This window comes from Paenibacillus sp. 2TAB19, from assembly GCF_052115185.1.
Classification (GTDB): domain Bacteria; phylum Bacillota; class Bacilli; order Paenibacillales; family Paenibacillaceae; genus Pristimantibacillus.
In genome coordinates this window covers 1-25,372 of the sequence record NZ_JBFRGE010000027.1, presented here as the reverse complement: position 1 = coordinate 25,372, position 25,372 = coordinate 1, and the positions used below count along the sequence as shown (strand labels likewise).

General features: G+C 50.7%; 27 protein-coding genes and 1 other RNA gene. 17 read left to right on the top strand and 11 right to left on the bottom strand.

What is annotated here, in order from left to right; genetic code table 11:
• Window positions 1-104: 104 nt before the first annotated feature.
• Window positions 105-1,310 carry an MFS transporter gene (locus AB4Z33_RS14310; protein WP_442050545.1) on the bottom strand — a complete coding sequence of 402 codons (1,206 nt, stop codon included), beginning with the start codon at window positions 1,308-1,310 and terminating at the stop codon, window positions 105-107.
• Between the two features lie 192 nt (window positions 1,311-1,502).
• Between AB4Z33_RS14310 and hemE the strand changes: the two genes are divergently transcribed.
• The 6 genes from hemE to AB4Z33_RS14280 all read left to right on the top strand — a co-directional run bounded on the left by hemE (window position 1,503) and on the right by AB4Z33_RS14280 (window position 7,998).
• Window positions 1,503-2,573: a uroporphyrinogen decarboxylase gene (hemE, locus tag AB4Z33_RS14305; RefSeq protein ID WP_442050544.1), complete on the top strand. Its 1,071-nt coding sequence runs from the start codon at window positions 1,503-1,505 to the stop codon at window positions 2,571-2,573.
• Window positions 2,566-3,513 (top strand): ferrochelatase, encoded by a 948-nt coding sequence (hemH, locus tag AB4Z33_RS14300; RefSeq protein ID WP_442050543.1) that lies wholly within the window; start codon window positions 2,566-2,568, stop codon window positions 3,511-3,513. The genes hemE and hemH overlap by 8 nt, the downstream gene beginning before the upstream one ends.
• 5 nt (window positions 3,514-3,518) lie before the next feature.
• Window positions 3,519-4,982: a protoporphyrinogen oxidase gene (gene hemG, locus AB4Z33_RS14295; protein ID WP_442050542.1), complete on the top strand. Its 1,464-nt coding sequence runs from the start codon at window positions 3,519-3,521 to the stop codon at window positions 4,980-4,982.
• A 93-nt stretch (window positions 4,983-5,075) separates the two neighbouring features.
• Window positions 5,076-6,344 carry a CapA family protein gene (locus AB4Z33_RS14290; RefSeq protein ID WP_442050541.1) on the top strand — a complete coding sequence of 423 codons (1,269 nt, stop codon included), beginning with the start codon at window positions 5,076-5,078 and terminating at the stop codon, window positions 6,342-6,344.
• A gap of 29 nt (window positions 6,345-6,373) precedes the next feature.
• Window positions 6,374-7,141, top strand: a complete 768-nt coding sequence (locus tag AB4Z33_RS14285) for a glycerophosphodiester phosphodiesterase (RefSeq protein WP_442050540.1) — start codon at window positions 6,374-6,376, stop codon at window positions 7,139-7,141.
• Window positions 7,135-7,998 (top strand): DUF92 domain-containing protein, encoded by an 864-nt coding sequence (locus AB4Z33_RS14280; RefSeq protein WP_442050539.1) that lies wholly within the window; start codon window positions 7,135-7,137, stop codon window positions 7,996-7,998. The genes AB4Z33_RS14285 and AB4Z33_RS14280 overlap by 7 nt, the downstream gene beginning before the upstream one ends.
• A gap of 84 nt (window positions 7,999-8,082) precedes the next feature.
• On the opposite strand, the gene pepF is transcribed toward AB4Z33_RS14280, so the two are convergent.
• From pepF to AB4Z33_RS14265, 3 genes are all read right to left on the bottom strand, one after another.
• A complete protein-coding gene (pepF, locus tag AB4Z33_RS14275) occupies window positions 8,083-9,873 on the bottom strand; it encodes an oligoendopeptidase F (protein WP_442050538.1) in 1,791 nt (596 codons plus the stop codon).
• A 206-nt stretch (window positions 9,874-10,079) separates the two neighbouring features.
• Window positions 10,080-10,262, bottom strand: a complete 183-nt coding sequence (locus tag AB4Z33_RS14270; RefSeq protein ID WP_442050537.1) for a hypothetical protein — start codon at window positions 10,260-10,262, stop codon at window positions 10,080-10,082.
• Between the two features lie 154 nt (window positions 10,263-10,416).
• Window positions 10,417-10,650, bottom strand: a complete 234-nt coding sequence (locus tag AB4Z33_RS14265) for a hypothetical protein (RefSeq protein WP_442050536.1) — start codon at window positions 10,648-10,650, stop codon at window positions 10,417-10,419.
• A 170-nt stretch (window positions 10,651-10,820) separates the two neighbouring features.
• Between AB4Z33_RS14265 and AB4Z33_RS14260 the strand changes: the two genes are divergently transcribed.
• Both AB4Z33_RS14260 and AB4Z33_RS14255 read left to right on the top strand, forming a co-directional pair.
• Entirely contained in the window at window positions 10,821-11,522 is a 702-nt protein-coding gene (locus AB4Z33_RS14260) for a methyltransferase domain-containing protein (RefSeq protein WP_442050535.1), read from the top strand.
• A gap of 78 nt (window positions 11,523-11,600) precedes the next feature.
• Entirely contained in the window at window positions 11,601-11,798 is a 198-nt protein-coding gene (locus AB4Z33_RS14255; protein WP_307202019.1) for a cold-shock protein, read from the top strand.
• Window positions 11,799-11,919: 121 nt separating this feature from the next.
• Here AB4Z33_RS14255 and AB4Z33_RS14250 read toward each other — a convergent pair whose 3' ends face one another.
• A complete protein-coding gene (locus AB4Z33_RS14250; protein WP_442050534.1) occupies window positions 11,920-13,158 on the bottom strand; it encodes an MFS transporter in 1,239 nt (412 codons plus the stop codon).
• Window positions 13,159-13,251: 93 nt separating this feature from the next.
• On the opposite strand from AB4Z33_RS14250, the gene AB4Z33_RS14245 reads away from it, so the two are divergent.
• From AB4Z33_RS14245 to pfkA, 3 genes are all read left to right on the top strand, one after another.
• The gene (locus tag AB4Z33_RS14245) at window positions 13,252-13,569 is read left to right on the top strand and encodes a hypothetical protein (RefSeq protein ID WP_337101513.1); all 318 of its coding nucleotides are present in this window, start codon (window positions 13,252-13,254) and stop codon (window positions 13,567-13,569) included.
• Window positions 13,570-13,648: 79 nt separating this feature from the next.
• Entirely contained in the window at window positions 13,649-14,677 is a 1,029-nt protein-coding gene (locus AB4Z33_RS14240) for a tetraprenyl-beta-curcumene synthase family protein (protein ID WP_442050597.1), read from the top strand.
• Window positions 14,678-14,722: 45 nt separating this feature from the next.
• Window positions 14,723-15,691, top strand: a complete 969-nt coding sequence (gene pfkA, locus AB4Z33_RS14235) for a 6-phosphofructokinase (RefSeq protein ID WP_337101514.1) — start codon at window positions 14,723-14,725, stop codon at window positions 15,689-15,691.
• A 74-nt stretch (window positions 15,692-15,765) separates the two neighbouring features.
• On the opposite strand, the gene AB4Z33_RS14230 is transcribed toward pfkA, so the two are convergent.
• From AB4Z33_RS14230 to AB4Z33_RS14220, 3 genes are all read right to left on the bottom strand, one after another.
• A complete protein-coding gene (locus tag AB4Z33_RS14230) occupies window positions 15,766-16,962 on the bottom strand; it encodes a putative glycoside hydrolase (RefSeq protein ID WP_442050533.1) in 1,197 nt (398 codons plus the stop codon).
• 145 nt (window positions 16,963-17,107) lie between these two features.
• On the bottom strand, window positions 17,108-17,302 hold the full coding sequence (locus tag AB4Z33_RS14225; RefSeq protein WP_337101516.1) for a hypothetical protein: 195 nt from the start codon (window positions 17,300-17,302) through the stop codon (window positions 17,108-17,110).
• A 148-nt stretch (window positions 17,303-17,450) separates the two neighbouring features.
• Entirely contained in the window at window positions 17,451-18,248 is a 798-nt protein-coding gene (locus tag AB4Z33_RS14220) for a YitT family protein (RefSeq protein WP_442050596.1), read from the bottom strand.
• Window positions 18,249-18,444: 196 nt separating this feature from the next.
• On the opposite strand from AB4Z33_RS14220, the gene AB4Z33_RS14215 reads away from it, so the two are divergent.
• The 4 genes from AB4Z33_RS14215 to AB4Z33_RS14200 all read left to right on the top strand — a co-directional run bounded on the left by AB4Z33_RS14215 (window position 18,445) and on the right by AB4Z33_RS14200 (window position 21,940).
• Window positions 18,445-20,058 carry a DEAD/DEAH box helicase gene (locus tag AB4Z33_RS14215; RefSeq protein ID WP_337101517.1) on the top strand — a complete coding sequence of 538 codons (1,614 nt, stop codon included), beginning with the start codon at window positions 18,445-18,447 and terminating at the stop codon, window positions 20,056-20,058.
• 204 nt (window positions 20,059-20,262) lie between these two features.
• A complete protein-coding gene (locus tag AB4Z33_RS14210) occupies window positions 20,263-21,057 on the top strand; it encodes a YesL family protein (protein WP_442050532.1) in 795 nt (264 codons plus the stop codon).
• Between the two features lie 47 nt (window positions 21,058-21,104).
• Window positions 21,105-21,288, top strand: a non-coding RNA gene (gene ssrS / locus AB4Z33_RS14205) — 6S RNA.
• A gap of 262 nt (window positions 21,289-21,550) precedes the next feature.
• Complete coding sequence (locus AB4Z33_RS14200) at window positions 21,551-21,940, top strand: DUF1499 domain-containing protein (RefSeq protein ID WP_337101519.1); 390 nt, start codon at window positions 21,551-21,553, stop codon at window positions 21,938-21,940.
• A gap of 111 nt (window positions 21,941-22,051) precedes the next feature.
• Here AB4Z33_RS14200 and tpx read toward each other — a convergent pair whose 3' ends face one another.
• Complete coding sequence (gene tpx, locus AB4Z33_RS14195; protein WP_442050531.1) at window positions 22,052-22,570, bottom strand: thiol peroxidase; 519 nt, start codon at window positions 22,568-22,570, stop codon at window positions 22,052-22,054.
• A 101-nt stretch (window positions 22,571-22,671) separates the two neighbouring features.
• On the opposite strand from tpx, the gene AB4Z33_RS14190 reads away from it, so the two are divergent.
• Window positions 22,672-23,313 carry a rhomboid family intramembrane serine protease gene (locus tag AB4Z33_RS14190; protein ID WP_442050530.1) on the top strand — a complete coding sequence of 214 codons (642 nt, stop codon included), beginning with the start codon at window positions 22,672-22,674 and terminating at the stop codon, window positions 23,311-23,313.
• Between the two features lie 69 nt (window positions 23,314-23,382).
• A complete protein-coding gene (locus tag AB4Z33_RS14185; protein ID WP_442050529.1) occupies window positions 23,383-24,285 on the top strand; it encodes a LysR family transcriptional regulator in 903 nt (300 codons plus the stop codon).
• Window positions 24,286-24,337: 52 nt separating this feature from the next.
• Here AB4Z33_RS14185 and AB4Z33_RS14180 read toward each other — a convergent pair whose 3' ends face one another.
• Both AB4Z33_RS14180 and AB4Z33_RS14175 read right to left on the bottom strand, forming a co-directional pair.
• Window positions 24,338-25,024, bottom strand: a complete 687-nt coding sequence (locus AB4Z33_RS14180; protein ID WP_442050528.1) for a zinc metallopeptidase — start codon at window positions 25,022-25,024, stop codon at window positions 24,338-24,340.
• Between the two features lie 56 nt (window positions 25,025-25,080).
• Window positions 25,081-25,372: MerR family transcriptional regulator (locus tag AB4Z33_RS14175; RefSeq protein ID WP_442050527.1), on the bottom strand; the 292-nt coding region annotated here is incomplete at its 5' end.

Below are 25,372 nucleotides of genomic sequence, written 5' to 3'. Positions count from 1 at the left end.
AACGCCGTTTAATCCGGTTCATCCCGGATCAAACGGCGCATGCTTTGCGACGCATTAAGTGAAGTTATGCATCCATATTAGCATGGATGAAGCCATTCAGCCAATCATTTGATAGCCGATCGTCCACGAAGCAAAGAATGCCAAACCCATGCCGCATTAAGCATCATCATGACGGCAGACAGTACGAATAAACCTTTAATGCCGATGTAGCCGGACAATGCGCCGCCTGTAATTGGACCGATCATGTTGCCGATGGCAAGCGAGCTTGTATTGAAGCTGTATGAGCGGCTTTCCATTCCGTCAGGTGTGTACTTGCGAATCAGCGTATTCACCGCGGGTATAAGGCCGCCGAGGAAAATACCGAGCATGAATCTTGCGAGCAGCAGTTGCCATACCGTTCCCGCGAGAGCTTGCGGGATGAAGGAGATCGCCGCGCCGATTAGAGCGACGCCGAGTATTTTCTCTCCTCCGATCCGATCGGCGAGCTTGCCGAGCAGCGGCGAGGCGACAAGATTAGAGAGTCCCGTCACAGAGCCGACGAACCCCGCCCAGAATGCCAAGTTAGCCGCTGTTCCATGCAATTCCTGCACATAAAGCGGGATCAGCGTCATCGGGCTCATCATCGCGAACTGGATGAGGAAGGTGACCGCGAACAGCGAAGTCAGCTGCGGAATGCGGGCAAGCTTCTTCAGCCCCTCGACGACGGAAGCCTGCACGCGCGCCGCTGCTTTCGCGCGGTCGAACGGTTCCTTAACGACAATGAGGGCAAGCAGCGATGCGCCGAATAATAATGCGCCGGTCAGATAGAAGATCGGTCGGTAGCCAACCGTATCGGCAAGCAGACCGCCGAACAGCGGCCCGAGAATCGTGCCGGCAATGCCGCCCGATTGAATGGTACCCATAGCGAAGCCCATACGTTCCTTAGGCGTTGTAGCTGAGATTAGCGCTATAGAGGCCGGATTGAAGCCGGATATTGTTCCGTTCAGCATTCGTAAGAAAAGCAGATGCCATGGGTTCGTAGCGAAGCCCATCAGCACCATGACGACGGCCATGCCGAAGCCTGAGCGCAGCAGCATGATTTTGCGGCCATAGCGGTCAGCGAACTTCCCCCATATCGGCTGGAAGATGAAGGAGGTGACGAAGTTGCYTGCGAATATAACGCCCGCCCAAACGCCGATCTCATGTGTATCGCTAAGGCCTAGATCGAATTGCAAATAAAGCGACAAAAAAGGGATGATCATCGTCATCCCCGCCATCACAAGAAACTGACCAAACCACAGGACGATTAGATTTTTTTTCCACTGTTCCATAGCTATAAGTATAACATAAGAGGGCGGCATGCGATAAATGGGAGGTAAGGGCGAACTTTCATACCTTCTTCATGCAAAGTGACATCGATTGTCATACTATTGTCATAGGAACGCATTTGAGAGCGGTTGTTAGGGTAGAGGAAAAAGGGCATAATGGATACAGATGACACTACATAGAAATGGGGAACGGGAATGTCTTATAACGACCGTTTCATTCGGGCGTGCATGAAGCAAGAAGTAGACCGCGTGCCGGTATGGTACATGAGGCAGGCAGRTCGCTACGATCCGGATTATCGCAAAATAAAAGAGAAATATTCACTGCTTGAAATATGCAAGCAGCCGGAGCTAGCTGCGGAAGTGACGATGATGCCGGTGAAAAAGCTCGGCGTCGACGCAGCGATTCTGTACTCGGACATTATGAATCCTGTCGCTTCGATAGGGATTGACTTTGATATTGTCGGCGGCATCGGGCCGGTCATTGCGAACCCGATCAAGACGGCGGCGGACGTAGAACGGCTGAAACCGATTGACGTGGAAGGCGATCTCGGCCATGTGCTGGAGACGATTCGGATATTGAACCGCGAGCTGGATGTGCCGCTTATTACGTTTGCCGGCGCGCCGTTCACGATTGCTAGTTACTTAATAGAAGGAAGACCTTCGAAAAACTATTTGCGCACGAAAGAAATGATGTACAGCCAGCCGAAAGTGTGGCATGAGCTAATGCGAAAGCTTGGCGATATGGTTATCGCTTATTTGCGCGCCCATATGGCGGCCGGCGGCAAGGCGTTCCAGCTGTTCGACAGCTGGGTTGGAGCGCTTGCTCCAGCGGACTTCCGCACGTATGTGCTGCCGACGATTGAACGTATATTCGACGAGCTTAGCGATTTGCCGCAGCCGAAAATTTATTTTCCTGGCGTCAGCTCAGGTGAACTATTGCCAGAGCTTGGCGGCGTGAAAGCAGATGTGTTCGGACTGGATTGGCGCGTGTCGATCCCAGAAGGACGCCGTCGCTTGAATAACGGCGCAGCGGTGCAAGGCAATCTTGATCCGACGGTGCTAACAGCGCCAATCGGCGTCATTGAATCGTATGCGAAGGAAATTATCGATCAAGGGATCGAGCAGGACGGATTCATTTTCAACCTTGGACACGGCTTGTTCCCGGAAGCGTCGCTGGAGAAGCTGGCTGAATTGACGGCGTTCGTGCATGCCTATTCGACCAAAGCGATTCGTGAACGCAAGGGGAAGGAGACTAGCCATGTCTGATCATAATCAAAAGATCGGCGTACTTGTCATGTCTTACGGAACGCCGGAATCATTAGATGACGTCGAAACGTACTATACGCATATTCGCCGCGGACATGCTCCGACACCGGAGCTGCTTGCCGAGCTGAAGGGTCGTTACGAAGCGATCGTAGGCGGGGTATTCCCGCTTCGCGAGAATACGAATGGGCAAGTGGCAGGCTTGCAGGATAAGCTGGAGCAGCTTGCTCCAGGCAAGTACGCTTGCTACCAGGGTCTCAAGCATGCGAAGCCATATATAGAGGATGGAGTAGAGCAGATGGCTGCAGACGGCATCAAGCAGGCAGTCGGCATCGTGCTCGCGCCGCATTTCTCGACGATGAGCGTAGGCAGCTATATGAAGCGCGCTCAAGAAAAGGCGGATGAGCTGGGCATTAAGCTGGCAGTTGTGGAGCAATACCATATGCATCCTAAGCTGTTGCAGGCCCTTACGGAACGCGTGCAGGACGGCTTGCGACGCCTAGCGGAGCAGACGGACGGCGAACCTGTAAAAGTATTGTTCAGCGCGCATAGCTTGCCGGAGAAGATTCGCGAGCTTGGCGATCCCTACGAGCAGCAGCTGCTGGAGACTTCAGCGGCGGTTGCCGAAGCGGCCGGCGTTACGGATTGGCAGTTCACTTGGCAAAGCGCTGGTCGGACGAGAGATCCTTGGCTTGGTCCGGACATTCTCGAGACGCTACCTGTGCTCAGGGAAGAAGGCGTTAAGGCGGTGCTAGTCGCACCTGTGGGCTTCGTGTCCGACCATCTAGAGGTGCTTTATGACCTCGATATCGAGGCGAAGGCAGCGGCCAAAGAGCTGGATATGGCACTTGATCGRATTGCGATGCTGAATCGCGATCCGTTATATATGGAGACATTGGCAGAATCGGTCATACAAGCACTGGCAAGCGAGAGAGAGGAATGAATGAGATGCGGAGAATCGGAGAACCTGATCGAATTGTCGTCATTGGCGGAGGGATCAGCGGACTGAGCTCCGCTTTTTATTTGCAGCGGGAAGCGGAGCGGCTAGGCAAGGAAATCCATCTGACGATTGTTGATGGAGCTCCTGTGCTCGGCGGTAAAATCAATACGCTGCAGCGTGACGGCTTCGTCATAGAGAAAGGGCCGGATTCGTTCCTTGCGCGCAAGCTGGCCATTATCGATTTGGCAACGGAGCTTGGATTGACGGATGAATTAACGACGACGAACCCAGGGGCGAAGAAAACTTATATTTTGCATCAGAAAAAGCTGCATCCCATGCCGGCCGGACTCGTGCTTGGCGTGCCGACGGAAATTAAGCCGTTTCTTAAGACGGGGCTTGTATCTTGGGGTGGGAAGCTTCGCGCTTTAATGGATTTTGCGCTGCCTGCGCGCAAGGTGAAGGGTGACGAGTCGCTTGGCGGATTCCTGGAGCGCCGTGTCGGTCCGCAAATCATGACGCAGATCGCCGAGCCGCTGCTGGCCGGCATCTATGCGGGAGATCTTAGAAAGCTTAGCATTCAAGCGACTTTCCCGCAGTTCGCGGCATCGGAGCAGAAGCACGGCAGCCTGATCCGCGGCATGCAGCATAACCGCAAAGCGGGATCGGCTGCTCTTCCCGCGGTGGCGAAGGGCGGAACCTTCCTAACGTTCAAGGGCGGATTGACGACTGTCGTAAATGCGCTGGATAAGGCGTTAAGCAGCGCGGAGCGCAGGCTTGGCGTGAAGGTGGCAGAAATTCGCGACGAACAGCGGGCAGCTGCGAAAGAAACAGAGCGAGAACGGGAGATCGGACAAGCCCGCTATACCGTTTTATTGGAAAATGGCGAGCAACTGCCTGCAGACCGCATCGTGATGACCGCGCCTGCTTACAACGCGGCCGATCTGCTCGAGCCGCTAACCAACGTGAGCGAGCTGCGAGCGATTCATTACGTATCGGTAGCGAATGTGGTGATGGCTTTCGATAAGGCGACATTCGGACTCGAATTCGATGGCTCCGGCTTCTTAGTTCCGCGTTCGGAAGGACTTAGCATTACGGCATGCACATGGACATCGAGCAAGTGGCTTCATACGAGTCCGGACGATAAGGTGCTGCTTCGCTGCTATGTAGGACGAGCAGGCGACGAGGAAAAGGCGAAGCTGCCGGACGCCGAGCTGATTGCTGCAGTTCGCAGCGACATCAAGACGACGATGGGCATAACGGCAGAGCCTCTTTTTACAGAGATTACAAGATTGTATCGCTCTATGCCACAGTATCCGGTCGGACATCTCGACAATGTGAAGAGGCTGCGCGCAAGGCTGGCGGAAGAGCTTCCAGGTGTATGGATTACAGGCGCGGCCTTCGACGGCGTCGGTCTTCCCGACTGCATACGGCAAGGGAAGGAAGCGGCGAAAGCCATTCTAGCAGAGTCGTAATATTTGTTGACCATGAAGCTCCTATCATTGATATAATGGAAAAGTCTTGATAGACAAACTTCCAATTATATCAACGAAGGAGCTTATTTTCATATGAACGTATCCCGGTCTGAGACGCGTCAGCATGAGAAGAGAATGCGCAAGAGAAGAATGAGGCGGCTTATGATCCTTAATGTGACATTGCTGACCATTATTGCTGCAGTGATTGCCGTCTGGTTAATTGGTTTGAATATGAATGCGGATAAGGAAGCGGGCAGTTCCAATAGGAGCGAGGACAGCGGGGACAATCAGCCGATCGAACAGAAGCAGCCCGATGAATCTAATGGAGCTGAGACTTCTACCGAGGAAGAAACAGCCCCAAAAAACAACGAGGGCAATACGGAGGCCGTAGATTCGGGCAGCGCGGATGGCGAAGAAGGAGAAAAGATCAGTCTTTCTTTTGTAGGCGATGTGTTGTTAGCCCCTTATGTGGAAGGCGTCATGAAGAAGAACGGGTACGATTTTCCGTATCGGGAATCGTTGTTGTACCTTAGCGAGCCGGATGTAACGGCGGCAAATTTCGAATATCCAGTCACGTTACGCGAAGCTCCTGCAGAAAATAAACAGTATGTGTATAAAGGACCGCCTGATTCGCTGCCTGCATTCCGGGACGCGGGGTTCGATGTCGTCAACCTGGCGAACAACCACACGATGGATCACGGCGTAGAAGGTTTGCTCGATACGATGGACTATTTGGACAAAGCGGGCATTGCGCATATGGGGGCGGGCAACAACGATACGGAGGCTTTTGCCCCAAGCATTCATGAGGTGCGCGGTGTAAAGGTTGCATATGTCGGACTTAGCCGCGTCGTCCCTGAAGTGTCGTGGAAGGCGGACAAAAATACGCCCGGTGTGGCGGAAACGTATGATACGAGACGGGCGGTAGAAGCGATTACCAAAGCGAAGGATATGGCTGACATTGTAGTCGTCATGGTACACTGGGGAACAGAGCGGACGACGGTTCTGGAAGATTATCAGAAGCAGTTCGCAAGGCAATATATCGATGCAGGCGCGGATCTGGTCATTGGAAGCCATCCGCATGTGCTGCAAGGATTCGAAATGTATAACGGCAAATGGATTGCATACAGTTTAGGGAACTTTATTTTTGGCTTGAACCCGAAGGGCGAGGAGAAGGATACCGGCGTGCTTGACGCGGTATGCTCGAAGAACGGCGATTGTGATCTGACTTTCCATCCGATGGTTTCGGTGAATTCGCAGCCGATTCTGTTAGAAGGCGACGAAGCGAAGACGCTGCTCGATCGAATAACGTCGATTTCACTCGGAGTCGCCCTGCGGGAAGACGGAAGACTGGAAGCGCAATAGGGCTGGCAGTCCGAAAGGATGAGTGCATAATGAGAAATCCGTGCGTAGCGCATCGAGGCTGGTCGGGCCGCGCGCCGGAAAATACGATGGCTGCGATTCGTTTGGCAATCGCCGAGCCGGACATTGAATGGATTGAAATCGATGTACAGCTTTCGAAGGATTATGTGCCGGTCGTTATCCACGATTATAAGCTAAGACGTACGACGAACGGCAAAGGCGATGTGAAGGATTGGACGGCAGCGGAGCTGGCGCAGCTGGATGCCGGACATTGGTTCTCGCAAAAATATCAAGGAGAACCGATTCCGACGCTCGATGACGTGCTTCGTGAATCAATCGGACATTGCAAGCTCAATATCGAGCTTAAGACGGACGGTATTCGGTATCCGATGCTGGAGGAGAAAGTGCTGGAGCGTATCTATGCTTTCGACGCGGTAAAAGAGGTTGTATTGACTTCGTTCCATGAAGGTACGTTGTACAATGCGCGTAAGCTTAGCGGCGAGGTTAGGACTGGACTTATTCTAGACGCATGGCGGAATTCGCTTCCGAAAGAGCTGGAGGAGCTTGGCGCTGATTTCTTATCCATCGGCTACTCGCGGCTTAATAAGGAGCGCATGGCGCTATTGAATGAATCAGGTATTCAGACGATGGCTTGGACGGCCAATGATGAGCGGACGATCCGCAAGCTGACCGAGCTTGATCCGAATCTGATGATATGCACGAATTATCCGGAAAGGTGGCGCGAGGCGTTGCATCGCAAGACGAGATTGTCCAGCGTTTCGCAGTGGCTGCAATGGTAGGTCTGGTGGATGAATGGTGGTTAAGGCTGCTCGTTGGTTTCCTATGCAGCAGCCTTGCTGCTGCCGCGGCATATAAGGCGCGATCATTATCCCTCTCAGGGGCATGGTCGGCGCTCGTGATGGGGACAGGCTTCGTGACGTTTGGCGAGCCCATATGGTTCGGCGTACTGATTGCTTTCTTCATATCGTCTTCGGCGCTGTCGAAGTATAAGCGCAAGCATCGGGCGAAAGCGGAGGCGGAAGCGAAGTACGAGAAGACCGGCAGGCGCGACGCCGGACAAGTGTGGGCGAACGGCGGAGCGGGGCTGTTGCTGTGCGCGGCCCATTACATATGGCCGCATGAGGGCTGGCTGTTCGCGTACGTCGGCGTCATGGCCGCCGTGAACGCGGATACGTGGGCGACGGAAATCGGCGCCCTCAGCCGCAGCGCGCCGCGCATGATCGTGAGCGGCAAGCGCGTAGCGGCTGGCACGAGCGGCGGAGTCACGCCGCTCGGCAGCGCAGCAGCGCTCGCAGGCGCCGTGTTCATCGGCGCCGTTGCCGCGCTGCTGCTGGCGGCCACGCAGCAGCCTGCGCATGCTGCTGCGGGCTCGCCCTTCGGCGCCGCCGCGGCATACATCGCCGCCGCGGCCGCCGCAGGCCTGGCAGGGGCCTTCGCCGACTCGCTGCTCGGCGCCACCGGCCAGGCCATGTACCGCTGCCGGACCTGCGGCAGCGTCACCGAGCGCGCCGCCCATTGCGGCGGCGCGGCCGAGCTCGTGCGCGGCTTCGCCTGGCTGAACAACGACAGGGTGAACCTCCTGTCGTCCTTGTTCGCCGGCTTGCTCGGCTTCATGCTAGGCGCGGCGCTTCTCTAGCCGCCGCGCCCGCAACAAAACAAAGGGACTATCCGGTAGACGCTTTGCGGCTCTCGGATAGTCCCTTTTTATGCCCAATCAATGTTACTTCGTCAACTGCTCCATCTGTCCGATCAGCTCTTCGAACACGCTCATCGCTTGCTCGATCGGCTCTGGCGAAGACATGTCTACGCCGGCTTTCTTCAAGATGTTGATCGAGAAGTCGCTGCCCCCGCTCTTCAGGAAGCCGAGGTAACGATCGACGGCAGGTAACCCTTCTTCAAGAATTTGCTTCGAGAAGCTCGTCGCCGCGGAGAAGCCCGTCGCGTATTTGTACACATAGAAGCTGTTGTAGAAATGCGGAATTCGCGCCCATTCCATCTCGATATCTTTGTCAATGACCATTCCCGGTCCGTAATAGTGGACGTTCAGGTCGTAATAGATTTTGTTCAGCTCCTGCGGGGTCAGCGACTCGCCTTGCTCGACGCGCTCGTGAACGATTTTCTCGAACTCGGCGAACATCGTCTGGCGGAACACCGTCGTACGGAATTGATCCGCATAATACGTAAGCAGGTACATTTTTTCCTTCGGATCGGTCGATTTCTTCAACATATAGTCCATCAGCAGCGCTTCGTTCAGCGTGGATGCCACTTCTGCTAGAAAGATCGTATATTGCGCATCCCGATAGTTCTGATTGTTGTCAGAGTAATAGGAATGAAGCGCATGGCCCATCTCATGGGTGAGCGTGAACATGCTGTTCAAGTTGTCGTTATGGTTCAACAATACGTAAGGATGCGTGCCGAAAGCTCCCCAGCTGTAAGCGCCGCTGCGCTTGCCTTCGTTCTCATACACGTCGATCCAGCCGTTATCGAAGCCGTCTTGCAGCACGTTCAGGTAATCCTCGCCCAGAGGTTTCAAGCTTTCTTTGATCGTTTTCTTCGCTTCGTCATACGTAATGTCCATCTTGAACTCCTCAACGAGCGGAGCAAACAGATCGTACATATGAAGCTCTTCAAGGCCTAACAGCTTCTTGCGAAGGTCCATATAGCGGTGCATCAGCGGGAGATGCTTATGGATCGTATCAATGAGATTCGTATAGACGGACTGCGGGATGTTGTCGCCATAGAGAGACATATCGAGTGCAGAATCGTATTTACGCGCTTTGGCATAAAAAATATTTTTGGTTACGTTAGCGCCCAAAGTAGAAGCGAGCGTGTTTCTCAGCTTGCCGTACGTATCGTACATTGCTTTGAACGCATCACGTCTAACGTCTTGATTTTTGCTTTCGAGAAACTGTATGTAACGGCCATGCGTCAGCTCGACTTCTTCGCCGTCCTCGTTTTTCACTTTAGGGAATTTWAAGTCCGCATTGTTCAGCATGCCGAAGATCGTGCCGGGAGCGGAGCTGACGTTGCCCACTTGAGCAAGCAGCGCTTCCTCGTTCTTCGATAGCACATGCGCTTTCTGACGGCGCATTTCTTCCAGCGTATGACGGAACTTCGCAAGCGACTCGTTGCCAATCATCGCTTCAAGATCATTATCGGATAACCCAAGCACCTCAGGTGTAATGTAGGACAGCGCTTCGCCGGTTTCGACGCTAAGCTTCTTCGATTTGTCGGAGAGAGCTTGGTACACAGGCTCTGCCGTATCCTCGTGATGCTTCATATTCGCGTATACGTACAGGCGTTCAACATGCAGCGACAATTCATCCTCTAGCTCGAAGCAAGCTTTGAGCTGAGCAGGGTCGGCAAGCTTGCCTTCGAAAGCGGCTGCTTTCTTAATCAAACTCTTCGCTTCCGCGAACTCGCTATCCCATGCTGCTTGATTCGCGAAGAGATCCTCCAGCTTCCATGTTGTTTCTGGCGCGGATTCGGAACGTTTCGGAACGTGATTCATCGAACTCCTCCTTGGTATCGAAAAAGTAGATTGCGGCTTGGCTTCGGAGTTTGGCTTCGTGCTCGCATATGCGTGAGCTGCTCCGTTGCCGGGTATTAAGCTTAAAGCTACAAGCAATGGGAGCCATTTCACCCGTTAATCACCTCAGGCACAGTTTTCCATTAACATGCCCGGGCGCCCCCGTGAATATGTAACAACCGCTTAGATTAAGCGGAGCCCATTGTAAAGAACGCATACACAATAAGGAAAAAAGCGAATGCGATGAAAATAATCGAGAAGATGGCCATGCCGCGGCGCAAACCAGGCGACAATGTATCCTTCTTCAAGACAACAAGGCCCCCAAGGACAAAGGAAGCAATGATGAAAATAATAGTAGCTGTTGGATCCATCCCGAAGCTGCTCCTCCTCTATTCAAGCGACAAGCATCATGATGCGGTGCGCAAATCGAAGCTTGCTTGTGCTTTATCGTTACCTATGCGGACGCTTGTAACGTTATGTTCGCCGCATAGGACATTTTTTCCTGCTGCTGATTAATCCTTTAACTTACACTTCTTTGAATGCAGCCATAATAGCGGCAAGCWCGTCTTCCTTGCCGACGAAGTCGGAAGGACGGAAGCGGTTCTCGGCCCAATGCAGCATTTCCGGGCGGCTGACGAATGTATGGCAGTCCTCACCCCATTGGTCGGAAATTTCTCTGACGATCAATGTTTTGCCTTGAACCTCGACAGTCAGCATATTGTATTTGTCTGTTTTGTAAATTTCGTGCTTTTTGAACATAAATTTTCCACCTTCGAATAGTTAATTATGGTATAGTTAACATCATGCCAAATCACAAGCTATAAAGCAACATCGTTAAGCAATAATACGGTGTCAGCGATTAGACGACTGGCATGAGATGAGTTCAGATGAGAAGAGATTAGATGAGACGAGACGAGGAGAGTGTCAAGATGAGTCAAGTAAAGTATGAGCAGATTGGGGTCGCTATGACCTGCAGAGGATATGAGGAATATATCCGAATGTTCGATCTGAATGAGAGTGACCTTGCATGCGGTCCTGTACTGGATGTTGCGGCAGGGGGTTCCTCTTTCACGGCAGAGGCTAAAGCAAGAGGTTATGAGGCATGCGCGGTTGATCCGCGATATGGGAACGACGTGACGAGATGGGTCGAAGAGGCCAGAGAAGAGATTGGCACTTCTACTGCAAAGCTTGCCAAACTCGCTGATATATTCGATTGGAGCTATTACGGCTCGATCGATCAGCATCGTGCCGGACGAGAGGCATCGTTATTGAAGTTCGAAACGGATGTGAATGACCCGAGTGGACAATCCTCCTATGTGTCAGGCAAACTTCCGAATCTGCCTTTCGCGGATGGAACATTTTCGCTTGTGCTGTGCAGCCATTTCTTATTTTTATATGCGGAGCAATTCGGCCTTGAGTTCCATAAGCAGGCGATTGCCGAGTTAATGCGTGTTACGAAGAAAGGCGGCCAGATTCGCATCTATCCGTTGCAAGCGCTGAACTGGGAGCCATTCGCCCAATTAGATGAGCTATTGACCTTTACCCGGGCGAACGGAGGCAACGTACAATTATTGCCCTCCAAGCTTCCTTTTATACCTAAAAAAAGCGATTTTATACGGATTTCACATTAATTGCAATCGCCTAAAGTTATCGCTATAATGATTCTACTCGCCGTTAATAACGGCGGTCATCTTTAGGAGGTTGTTCAATTGAAAGGTACAGTTAAATGGTTTAATGCAGAGAAGGGTTACGGCTTTATCCAAGTCGACAATGGAGAAGATGTATTCGTACATTACTCCGCCATTCAAAGCGAAGGGTTCAAGGCGCTTGAAGAAGGTCAAGCGGTCGAGTTTGACATTACTGAGGGTAACCGCGGGGCTCAAGCGGCCAACGTCATTAAATTATAAGATCGACGCTTCTTATAATAGGGTATGACCGTGTTACATCTGTAAGGTATAACAAAGAAGCGGCTGAACRTGGGGACTTATCCCTCGCTCAGCCGCTTTTTCTTATTATGGCAGTAACCCGCTACCGCTCATCACTATAATAATATTTCGCAAAGAACCCTACCGCCGCGACCATCGCAATGATGGAGCCCATTCGGAAGAAGCTTTCCCTGCCGAACTGCTCGTAGATGAATCCTCCGAAGAAGCCGCTAATTGCGCCGGCAAGTCCTGTCCATACGACGGCATATACCGCTTGACCAGATGCGCGGAATTCGTCGGGGATAATTCTAGAAATGTAACGAAGCGCCGTCGAGAAATAAATGCCGAACGTGATGCTGTGCATCGCTTGAGCTGCAAGCGCCCATCTCGGATCTTGAATATCGCTTACGAACCATAAGCGGACCGCATACATAATCGAAGCAATCATAAGGAGCGGAAGTTCCTTGAACTTATGACCATATTTGCCGAGCAGGAACAGAACCGGAATCTCGCTTAGCGAGGACATAAGCCATGACAGGCCAACTAAGGAGTCGCTTGCCCCTAAGTGCCTCATCGTTACAGCCAAGAAGCCCTCATTCATTCGGTGAGGAATCGAGATCGCCAAGACGAGCAGAAAGAAGATAACGATATTACGCTGCCGCAGCAGCTTGAAGAAACCGGAAAAATCCATTTTGCGTGAAGTCGCCTGGTAGTCCTTCAGTCCAAAAACAAGACAAAGCGTAATCGCAATCGTCAACAATGCGAGGGGCATCGTCCAGTTTGACCCAATTTGCTTCAATATGAGTCCAAGTGAATAGGCAGTTGCTGCAAAACCAAGTGAACCGAATATACGAATAAGAGCATAAGGTTTGCCGGTATATTGACTGGATAACAGGATAAGGCTGTCTGTCAGCRGGTTAATTGGCGTCTGAAAAAAATAAAAACCCATCATAACGAGGCAGACGACCGCAAAATGTTCAACTGGAAGCAGGATCGATATCATGACGAGCTGGCCGAACAGGAGCAGTATGAGCAGCTTCTTAATCGTTCTCAGCTTGTCGCTCGCCATGCCGAATAAAATGTTGGCGAAGATCGACATAAGCGGGCCGATCGCATAAATAATGCCGATCTGCTGCTCCGAGTAACCGCGCTCTAAAAAATACAGCGGTATGAAGGACACGATCATCGCGGCTGTCGAATAGGAGAAAAACGTATACGTTCGCAGTGCAAAAATTTCTTTGCGGGCTGTGGCTGAGGTTGCCGGTCTATCAGCCTCGGAAGTTCCGGAAGTTTCCATTGGTGTAAGTCTCACTCCATCTCTATACGATTGCTTAATCGTCATTAATTATAGCATGGCTCTGGAAACCGACCAATTTGATTTTTGAAGCTGGATTATTGTGTATCGAAATGGTACATTTAGATGTGGAGGTTTACAATGGGGGAGTATCGATTTGATTGGAACGAACGGCTTCGCATTAGCCTTCCCATCCTTGAGAGGGATTGGGAGCAATACGAAGTATCCGAGCAAATGAAAATCATTGAGCAATGGGAGTCGATAAGGGGAACGATTCCGGATCGCGTCATCGAATTCGAACGATTGATTAACGGGAAGCAGGCAGAGCTGTTCGAGGAGCATGATTTTGATAAATGCTGCGAATTGAACTATGAAATTGCCGAATATGCAAGCCGGATTAACGAATTGCATATATGGTACCGAATTAATCAAGAGATGGAATCTCGTTGGCATTCATGAAATGGAGTTCGAGGAGGATCCCATCTTGCGTGTAACGACTCTTTCAAGCGRACGCGTGCCCCAGAGCCCGATAAAGCTCATGCATCGCGTATACAAATATGTGCTGCCAGGTGTTGAGAAGGAGCTGAAGCTGCTTCGCGCTCGCGCAGAGGCTATCCCCGACGAGGAGCTTAGGAGTCAGGCTCTAAGCAGTATGGAAAGCAAAAAGTTTCATTGCCAAGGCGGCGCCGTATATGCAATCGCAAGTCTGGAGCATCGACATATTTTGATTCCGCTAATTGTATCACTCCAGACGATTAGCGATTATTTGGACAATCTATGCGACCGAAGCACATCGCTTGATCCTGATGACTTCCGTCAGCTTCATCAATCGATGCTGGATGCGGTTAATCCCGCAGCTCCGCTTCAAGATTATTACAAGTATCGTAAAGAAAACAACGACGGCGGTTATCTGCATCATTTGGTGCTAACCTGCCAACGAATGGCGTCTAGCTTGCCTTCCTATTCGAGCGTCGAGCCTTATGTTACCGAGCTTGTTGCGCTTTATAGCGACTTGCAAGTCTATAAGCATATTCGTAAGGATGAACGTGAGCCGATGCTGCTGAGTTGGTGGGAGAAGCAGATGAGCAGTTGCCCGGACCTGAAGTGGAATGAGTTTGCCGCTGCTACAGGCTCCACGCTTGGGATGTTCATGCTGTTCCTGGCGGCGACAGAGGACAAGTTGTCCTCTGTCGATGCTGCCGCGATTAAGAGCGGTTATTTCCCGCACGTTTGTGCTCTGCATATTTTGCTTGATTACCTGATTGATCAGGAAGAAGATCAAGAGGGCGGCGATCTAAACTTTTGCAACTATTATGATAATGATAGTCTGCTCGTTGATCGGTTAAGCATGATTGTTGCTAGAGCGCGTGAGGATGTGAAGGGGCTGCCCGCTTCGCGCTTTCATCGCCTGATTATTGAAGGGCTGCTTGCGCTGTACTTATCGGATCCGAAGGTGCGGCATCAGCCGCCGGTGAGAGACATCTCGCGCAGGCTAATGAAGAACAGTCCGCTTACACGCCTGTTTTTCCTTGTCAACAGCATTTGGATTAGGAAAAAACAAGCTTGATATTATAACCAATACAATTACACAGTGAAAGTGGAGGAATGAAACATGTCTGCAGTCAAATCAATCGCTGTACTGACAAGTGGAGGAGATTCTCAAGGAATGAACGCGGCTGTCCGTGCTGTCGTGCGGAGCGCGCTGTTCCATGGGCTAGACGTATACGGTGTACAACGGGGTTACCAAGGGTTGCTTAACGACGATTTGCGCCAAATGGATTTACGCAGCGTAGGCGATATTATTCAACGCGGCGGCACGATTCTGCAAACGGCTCGCTGCAAGGAGTTTATGACGGCGGAAGGTCAGCAACGCGGCGCGGAAGTGCTTCGGGCAAGAGGAATTGACGGTCTTGTCGTTATCGGCGGAGACGGCTCATACCAAGGCGCGAACAAGCTGAGCAAGCTCGGCATTAAGACGATGGGTTTGCCGGGAACGATCGATAATGACATTCCGTTCACGGATATGACGATTGGTTTCGATACGGCTGTAAGCATCGTTGTCGATGCTATTAACAAAATCCGCGATACGATGTCTTCGCACGAGCGTTCATCGATTGTCGAGGTTATGGGACGCCATTGCGGCGATATTGCTTTGCACGCTGGTCTTGCTAGCGGTGCGGAGACGATTCTTGTTCCTGAAGTTCCGTTCGATCTGAACGAGGTTGCAGATCGTATGAAAACAAACTTTGCCAAAGGCAAACGCCACAGTATTATCGTTGTTGCGGAAGGCGCTGGCAAAGGGGAGGACGTGTCGCAGAAAATTACCGATTGTTGCGGCATCGAGCCCCGTGTTACGGTACTTGGACATATTCAGCGCGGCGGCACGCCAACCGCTGTTGATCGTATTCTTGCAAGCCGCTTAGGCGACTTTGCCGTTAGCCAGCTGATGGCTGGCATATCTGGCAAAGCATGCGGCGTCGTTCGCGGCGAGCTTGTGACGACAGACATCGATACTGTCGTCAATTCCAAGAAGCCTTTCAACATGGACATGTACGAGCTGGCGCTTCGTCTATCGCAATAAGAGCTTTGTTCACACAGCATAAAAGGCTGCACTCAACATCCGGAGGATGAAGAGTGCAGCCTTTTTGGTTTGGTTCATTTGTAATCGACGTTCGGCGAATACTTATTGCCTGCATTCCACAGCAGGTACTCGTTAACGTTCGAGTCGTGCAATGCCTTGATTTGCGCTTCGACCTCCGCTTTGCCATATTTCATGAATTGGCCTTTGCCGAGCCAGCTAGCAGTGAAGTCTTGAATCCATGGCCGAATGATCGGTTTCAGCTCCGCCGTGCCTTCAAGCTTCTTATGCGTATCCTCCATAGCGCCCTTGATAACGGCGTAGGGGCTTAGATCGGGATACTTCTGCTTGAACCAGCCTGTACTGTAATGGCTCGGGTAGATCATCGGCGAGATGACATGCACGTCATTCGATATTTTCACGAAGTCTTGTCCGATTCCTTCCGCTGCCGATACGGAGGCCGCATACCCGAAGATATCGACCGATACGCGAACGCCGAGCGGCTCGAGCTGTTCTCTTGCGTATTTGACGAAGCCGGCGACTGCGTCAACGCGGCTAAGTTCCGACTTCGTAAAGGTGAGTGAATCCGCCTTCTTATCGAAGCCTTCAGGGAAACGCACATAATCGAACTGTATTTCCTTGAAGCCGAGTCGGGCCGCTTCCTTGGCGACCGTAACGTTGTAGTCCCACACTTCCTTGCGGTAAGGATTCACGAAGCTCTCGCCTTTATTATTTTTCCATATTGTTCCGTCCTGGTGGAGGAATGACAGCTCTGGCTTCTTGCGGGCGAGCACCGTATCCTTGAACACAACGATCCGGGCAATCGGATAAATTTCATGTTTCTTCAGGCTTGCCATTAAATTTCCGATATTGCCGATGAACCGCTGAGGGGTTCCAACCTCGAGCAGCTCGGGGGTTGTTGTCGGATAGGTAATATAGCCGTTATCGTCCTTAATGTCGATGACCATGCTGTTAAGCTCGGTGCTGTCGACAAGCTTAATCAGCGACTCCATTCGTGCTCCGCCTGCGCTGTGCGCGGTTACGTAAATGCCCTTAATGGCCGGCGCCTCAGGCTGCGGATCTTGTTTCACGGCTGCGATGCCGCCTGTTCCGCCGGGAAGCCCGCTTAGGCCGGGAGAGTCGGGTTGTATAATCGTCTGACCTGCGGCAGCGTTTATGTATGCGGCGGCGAGCTGCTTAGCCGCCATGCTTTCTTCGCCGGAGCCGGTTAGCAAATTGTACAGCAGCAGTAAAGTTGATAGAATGATATCCACTATGTTCTCTCCCCGTTAGCTCTTCTGTACCCAAATTATAAAGCAGATTCCGCGGCTGGGTCATCATTTATTTTCCTAATAAGACAAAAAAACCTGCCGAGAGCGTTCTCGACAGGCGCATGGGTAATCTGTATATCCCGTATTGTCATTGCAGGAAAGCTTCTCTTTGATGCTCGCAAATACTGTGTTGCACGATTTCCATCGCGTCTGACGGCTCAAGTACAGCAAGTCCGTCCCGCAGCACAATGCTGATGTCCATCTCGCGTTCCGTGAGAAAAGGACTAAGCTCAGGTGCAAGCTTCTCCACAATTTGAGACAGTTTTACCGTTTCCAAATCCACCTTAGCATCACCCTTTCGTCGATCGATTGTTCAAAGATAGGGGAAATCCTATGGGAAAAGAAACCTAAACTACGGGTTACACACATTATAGCAGGATCATTTTCAAAAACATAGGGATACTCCATAAAATCCATATTCGCGTATATACTTAATCCTTCGGCTTGGAGAAGTCGCCGATTACGCCTACGGTTTCCACTATGTTAATGAAAGCATGCGGGTCGATGGAACGTATGGTTTTGCTTAGATCAGACAATTCGTACCTTGTTCTGACGGTCATCAGCATATCGCGCTCAGCCGCAGAGTAAGCTCCTTTCGTCTTAATAATGGTAATTCCGCGAGGATGGGTCAGCAGTCTCGCCAGAAGCTCCTCGGTTTTCGTCGTAATAATAAAGGCGGTAACTTTAATGTGACGAACGTGGATGATGTCGACAATCTTGCCTGCCGTATAGATGGATACGAGCGAGTATAGAGCTAAATCCCAATTTTTTGTGAAAAAAACCAGGATGGCGATGACGAGGCTATTGAGTACGAATATGATCATGCCAACCGGAAAGTCCCGTCTCCGCGTTACGATCGAAGCGATAATGTCGAACCCGCCGGACGATCCGCCGTAACGAAGCGAAAGTCCGCTCCCGAATCCGACGATAATGCCTCCGAAGACGGAGCCAAGCACGATATCTTCGGCGATTTTGACTACAGGCAAGATTTGGAGGAACAAGGTAGACGCAATGACCATATAAATGCTCCAAATGATAAATCGGTGGCCGACAGCGAACCAACCCCAAAGCAGTACGGGCAGATTGAGCAAGAAGTATAACAAGCCGATATTGCCTCCGGTAAGGTAGCCGATCATCATGGATATGCCAGATAAACCGCCGCTTAGCAGTTGATGCGGAATAAGGAATAAGTTGAAGCCTGCTGCAACGAGCAGCGCTCCGATCGTCATGACTGGAACGTTGTATAGATGCTGCAAAATTTGACGATTCAAGTCAGGACGCCTCCCTTGAAACAGACTAGACAAGCCGTTTTTTGTCGTATGTAGTATGGCTTTAATTGGTTTACTGGTATTCACAATTGTTTCTGTGCTATAATGATTTGGATATTCTTAAGTAGGCTGTAGATAGAAGGAGTTTGAGAAAAGTTTGAAAACATTTGCTGAATTTGGCTTGGAACCTAAGGTGTTGCAAGCAATTACTGAACTTGGATTTGAGGAATCAACCCCGATTCAAGACAAAGCGATCCCTATCGCACTGGCAGGAACCGATCTTATCGGCCAAGCACAAACAGGAACAGGGAAGACAGCGGCATTCGGAATACCGCTCATTAACAAAATTCCGACAAGCGAGGAACGCATTGTCGCATTAATAATGACGCCAACCCGTGAACTCGCTATTCAGGTGGCTGACGAGATCGGGAAGTTGACTCGATACAAAGGTCTTCGCTCATTGCCGATTTACGGCGGTCAAGAAATCGGTCGCCAAATCCGTGCATTGAAGAAGAAGCCACAAATCATTATCGGTACGCCGGGACGTTTGCTCGACCATATCAACCGCAAGACGATTCGTCTCGAAGACGTTCAAACGGTTATTTTGGACGAAGCGGACGAAATGCTGGACATGGGCTTCATGGAAGACATTCAGTCGATCCTGAAGCAAGTACCGGAAGAGCGTCATACGATGTTGTTCTCGGCAACAATGCCGGCTAACATCCAGAAGCTTGCACAACAATTTCTGAAGAATCCGGAGCATGTCTCGGTAATCCCGAAACAAATTACGGCTCCATCGATCGAGCAAGCTTACATTGAAGTGCACGAGCGTCAAAAGTTCGAAGCGCTTAGCCGCCTGCTCGATATGGAATCGCCTGAGCTTGCCATCATCTTCGGCCGTACGAAACGCCGGGTAGATGAGCTGAGCGAAGCGCTTCAGAAGCGTGGCTATTCCGCTGACGGCTTGCATGGCGACTTGTCGCAGAACCAACGTGACAGCGTTATGCGTAAGTTCCGTGACGGAAGCATTGACGTACTTGTTGCAACAGACGTTGCGGCACGCGGTCTCGACGTATCCGGCGTAACGCATGTAATCAACTTTGACCTTCCGCAAGATCCGGAGAGCTATGTTCACCGTATCGGCCGTACTGGCCGCGCAGGCAAAGAAGGAACAGCATGGTCGTTCGTAACGCCGCGCGAGACGGATCACCTTCACTTCATCGAGAAAATCACTCGTCAGAAGATGAACCGCAAGCCGCTTCCTAGCATTGCAGAAGCAATCGAAGGCAAGCAACGCGTAACAGCGGAGCGTTTGCTCGATATCATCAACAACGATGATTTCAATGAGTACAAAGCCATCTCGATCCAACTTCTTGAGCAATACGATTCGGTTCACCTGCTTGCAGCTGCAATTAAATTGCTGACTGGCGAGAAGAAGAACGTCGATATCGAATTGACGCCGGAAGAACCGCTTCGCGCTAAGAAGCGTAGACCGGATGTTCGTTCCAACGGCCGTCCATTCAATCGCAGCGGCTCCTCCTCCTCTTATGGCGGCAACCGTAGCGGCGGTACAGGCGGAAGCAGCGGCGGCGGTTATCGCGGACGCGATGACAGACGCAGCAGCGCTGGAAGCAGCAGCGGTAGCAGCAGCTCGCGCGGCGGTTATGAGAGCCGTGGCGGAAGCGGCGGTTATGGCGGCAAGCGCAGCAGTGAAGGCCGCAGCGACAGCCGTCGTCCGAAGAGCAGCAGCGAAGGTTTCGTCAACAATTAATTGTGTCTAAGCTATGAGCTGCGCTAAGACAAAGGCAGCCAGCGCTTCGCGGTCAATGAAACCGGGGAAGTCCGTTATGCCCGGCGGGCATTCGGGTTTCCCTGGTTTTTTATTTCGCGAAACGTTGCTTTACGTCGCTTTATAGGACGAGTTAGCCGTTTCACCTTGCATTCTTAAGAATGGACTTATCTGGAGGCAGATCAAATGGAACCAAGAGGACTAATGGGGGGATTTTACCGAATCTCCGAATGGATTATGCGTTTAGCGGTAATTAATGTATTATGGTTGGTCTGCTCAATACCATTTGTGTTTTTTGCCTGGACACTCCTTATTGCTGGAACGGGTACGGAAGCCGAAATGCTTAGCCAAGTGTATATGACACTTATATTCATGGCTGTCGTTGCGCCGTTCACGTTGTTCCCTGCTACTGCAGCGATGTTCGCCGTCGCGCGTAAGTGGGTTACGGGTGAAGTGGATGTTGCGTTGTTCAAAACCTATTTCCGCAGCTATAAGGAAAATTACAAGCAGAGTATGTTGGGCGGTATTATCTATACGCTGCTGCTCACTATTATGATTGTCGATTTTATCGTGTACCGCGAACAATTAAATCTATTGTCGTACATTTTCGTCGCATTTCTTATTTTGCTCGTCRTATCGCTGTTCAACTTCTTCTCGATGCTCGTCCATTATCATATGAAAACGTTTCAATTGCTGAAGAACGCCGTATTGATCACGATCGGAAGACCATTCCGTTCCTTGTCCACGGCGATTATGGCCGGAGCTGTCCTGTACTTCAGCACGAGATTTACGTTTCTTATTCCGTTCTTCATGGGGAGCATCATCGCGTACTTATCGTATTGGAACTTCAACTTGATTTACCAGAAGCTCCAAGACCAAGCCGAGAAAGCAAGGCTTGCTGAGGAAGAAGCGGCAGAGGAAGCGGCAGAACTTGATCGAGTCGATCTGATTAAGCATGATTCGGACAACTCCAACAAATAACAACCTGTCAGCGTTTACTTTTGCATCGCATACGTCTATAATAACAATACATCCTGCGATGTTCGTTTCGGCTTTTCGTTGTTTTGAACCAATGGCTGTTTCACGGGAGACCTAGATTGGAACGCGGCTGACAAGCCCTCGAAAGGGGATCTCAAAAGCGTTTCTGCGGACACCCACCTGCGAGAGCAGGGTTCAGAAACATGTAAGTCGGACGGCATAGGCGGGTTTCTTATTCAACCAAAGGGAGCTTTTGCCGGAGAGATCCGGTGAATGCTCTTTTTTCATACGAAACATGAGTAAATGCCAGCGAGCATAGCGTATATCGTTTACGCTTAAATTCTAAGTTAATAACGGATGCCTCGTTATTATTGGCTTAGAATTCTCAGCGAAACGTAAGCTAACGCCGCAATGACGGCGTCTGCCGTTTACGCTCGGGACAAATCATGGTATCATAGAGAGTAATGTACATAGATTTCGGAGGGGGAGATCGTTGTTGTTGAAGCGGACCTTTATCGGGCTGCTGCGCAGTCATGAACAGACAGGCGACAGAGCCAAGGATCCAATGCTGAAATCTCATTTCTACAAGCTCTCGAAGGAGAAGGCTTGGGAGGAAGTTATATCGACTCTTAAGAAGATGCAGGGCTACAAGGTATTACATGAGGTGCAATCTGTAGGAGAGATCGTACTGGAGAAGCGTACAGCATTCGGCAGAACGATGGACATTACCGTTTCCGTCATCAGCGTTAATCCGCTTACCTCGGCTGTCGACATCTATTCGGCATCGCGCGGCTCGCTGGGCGACCTCGGATCGAATTATAGGGTTATTATAGACCTCTATCGGACGCTGGACAAAAAACTTTCGGCGTTCAAAGTATCAAGCTAACGAACATACATGTTTTAATTAAAAAATCAAAAACAAAGCGAGGAAGGATGTCCTTCACTCGCTTTGTTTGCGGTCATGCGCCTATTGCGTTATGGATGAATATCGCTTGTCTTATAGAAGGGCTTTGACAGCGCTAATCGCTTGCTCGTAGTTCGGGTGCTCTGTCATTTCTGGCAAGTACTCAACATATTGGATCGTATCGTTCGCATCGATTACGAAGATCGAACGCATATCGAGACCCAATTCTTTAATGTATACGCCGTAAGCTTCGCCGAAGCTGTGCGCTTTGTAGTCCGAGAGCAGAACGACTTTGTCAACGCCGGACGCGCCGCACCAGCGCGACTGAGCGAATGGCAAGTCTACGCTTACCGTTAGAATAGCGACGTTCTCGCCCAAGGAAGCTGCTTCAACATTGAAGCGGCGCGTCTGTGCATCGCATACGCCTGTGTCGATCGAAGGAACAACGCTGATTAGCTTTACTTTGCCTGCGTAGTCAGCAAGCGATGCATTTTCAACCAAGTTTTTGTTAATGGAGAAGTCTGGAGCTTTGTCTCCAACTTTAAGTTCCGGGCCGATAAGTGTAATTGGGTTGCCCTTGAATGTTGCAACGCCTGTACGTTCCTGTGACATGTGTAATGTCCTCCTCGATTTGAATGGTCAATACCAAATTCATTATAATCGTAATGAAACAACATTGTCCAATTCATGGATGGAAAAAAGGGGCTGAAATAATGATTTTTTTGCGGTATGAGAGTTTTCGCGAGTACTTGAAGCAATTTCCGGTTACGGCAACGATTATTGCGCTTAATATCTTGTATTTTATTGTCATCGCAATCAATGGCAATCCGAACAATGCAAGCCATGCCTATGATTATGGAGCGTTTGTAACCATACCTGGGGTTGATCCGTATGGTATGCAAGAGCCTTGGCGATATTTGACCTCCATGTTCATGCATTCAGGTGTAGAGCATTTGCTCTACAATATGTTTTCGCTGCTCATCTTCGCTCCGCCGCTTGAAAGACTGCTTCGATCGTCGAGGTACATCTTTTTCTATCTTCTATGCGGTATTGGAGGCGACGTCATGAGTGCTTGGGTGCACGCGTTGCAGAATRATGGCGCACATATTGCGGTAGGGGCATCAGGTGCGATTTATGGCGTGTTCGGTGCGTTTCTATATTTATCGTTATTCCGAAGAGCAAGGATGGATGAAAGCTCAAGGAAGACGGTCTACATGATACTTATATTTGGGGTCATCTATTCGTTCCTCATCCCAAGGGTTGATCTTTGGGGGCATGTTGGCGGAGGAGTAACGGGGTTTCTTCTCTACAATTTGTTCGACCGCAGCATGCTGCGCAAGAAGCGCGTTGGGTGATAGGTAAGAGGAGTGTAGGAAGGACAACAATCAAATTAAAGGTCCTTGACAGGAGAGAGAAAAACCTAGATGGAACTTCGTCAGCTTTATTATTTTGTAAAAGTAGCAAAAAAAGAACATGTAACGCAAGCGGCGGAAGAACTGCACGTTGCGCAATCGGCTGTTAGCCGTCAAATCCACCAGCTGGAAGAGGAGCTTGGGGTCAAGCTGTTCGTTCAGAAAGGCAGAAATCTGCAGTTGACCCAGGTCGGCCAGTTATTTCTAAAGCGTGCTGAAGCGATACTCGTCGATTTGGAACGGGCGGTTGTGGAAATTCATGAGTTTCTGGATCCGGAGAAAGGTGAGATCAGGCTTGGTTTTCCGCATAGCTTGGGCATTTCTTTGATTCCACAGGTCGTTGCGGCATTCCGCAAGCTGTATCCGAACGTGAAGTTTCGCTTCAAGCAAGGAATGTATCCGTCACTCATTCGCGATATGATCAAGGGAGAGATTGATTTGGCCTTTATATCGCCATTTCCTGACGATCATGAATTCGTATGCGGCGAGGTGTTGCTGACAGAGGAACTGTACGCTATTCTGCCTCCGGGTCACCCGCTGTCGGATGAACCGGCAATCGAGCTTAAACAGCTGGAGCATGAGACATTCGTGCTGTTCAGTGAAGGTTATTCCCTTCGGCCGATTGTATGGGAAGCGTGCCAGCAGGCTGGATTCACGCCGAATATCGGGTTCGAAGGCGAAGAGACGGATACGATTCGCGGGCTCGTCGCCGCCGGTATGGGAGTAAGCTTGCTGCCTGAATTGGCGCTCCATTATACAGGACCGCTTCAACCGGCTAAGGTGCGGATCAGCCACCCGCAGGTGACGAGGACAATTGGACTTATTCGCCGTTCGAATGAGAAGCTTCCGCTTGTTGCCAAAGTATTTCATGGCTTTCTTATTCGGTATTTTAATGATCGCAAGAACAATTCCTAATCATATAGGAAAGGCTTCCTGGGTTGCTTGTTGCCCTAGGAAGCCTTTTTTGTTATTCATCGCGCCTAGATGTGAAGATCATAATATATTTGAGCAGCTCCAGTAAGGAGATAAGCGCTGCCGCTACATAAGTAAGCGCCGCCGCGTTCAGCACCTTAGCTGTACCGCGTTCCTCTTCGTTCGTAATGATGCCCTCTGCAATCATTAGATCGCGCGCTCGGCTGCTGGCATTGAACTCGACTGGCAGCGTAATGAGCTGGAAAGCAACGGCAACCGAGAAGAAAGCAATACCGATACCAATAAGAGTAGGGGCGGTGAACAATAGTCCTGCCAGAAACAGGAACGGAGCTGTGCCGGATGCGAAGTTAACGACTGGGAAGATGCGATGACGGATAACAAGCATGGGGTAATGAACGGAATGTTGAATGGCATGTCCGATTTCATGACAAGCGACGGAAACGGCGGATATGGATCTTTCGTAATAGACGGGCTCCGATAAACGTACAATACGATGTACCGGATCGTAATGGTCGGTCAGGGAGCCCCTGACAGGCTCTATAGGAACACTCGACAGTCCGTTACTGTCGAGCAGCAGTCTAGCCGCCTCGTAGCCGGTGAGGCCTCTCGCGGCAGGTATGCGCGACCATTTGTTGAACGTGGCCTTAACACGGAATTGAGCCCAGATGCTGACYGCTAAAGCGATTAGGATGACTGAATCCATCGGGTGAAATAGCAGCATAGATGCATTCCTCCATAGGTGACTGACATCGGCGCAAGCAAGCTTGGATTTCGGAATTACATGAAAGGTCCTTTATTAATGAGCAGCATAAGCGCCTCGATGCACGCGGCGGTCTGAGGGACGAGACGAGTATAGAGCTGATTGGCTTGCTTAGGCTTAAGCTTCTTAATATCGGGCTCCAATTCCTTCACTTGACGCTCCAGTTGGCTTAATTGATGCTGCAAGTCGGTGAGCCGCTGCGATACATGCTCTTCAGGCGTTACTTTGCTCCAGGTCTTTAGATTTACTTTAATCTMGTCTAATGTATATTTATCTTTTTTCAATTGTTCAATACGCTCCAAGCGGAGC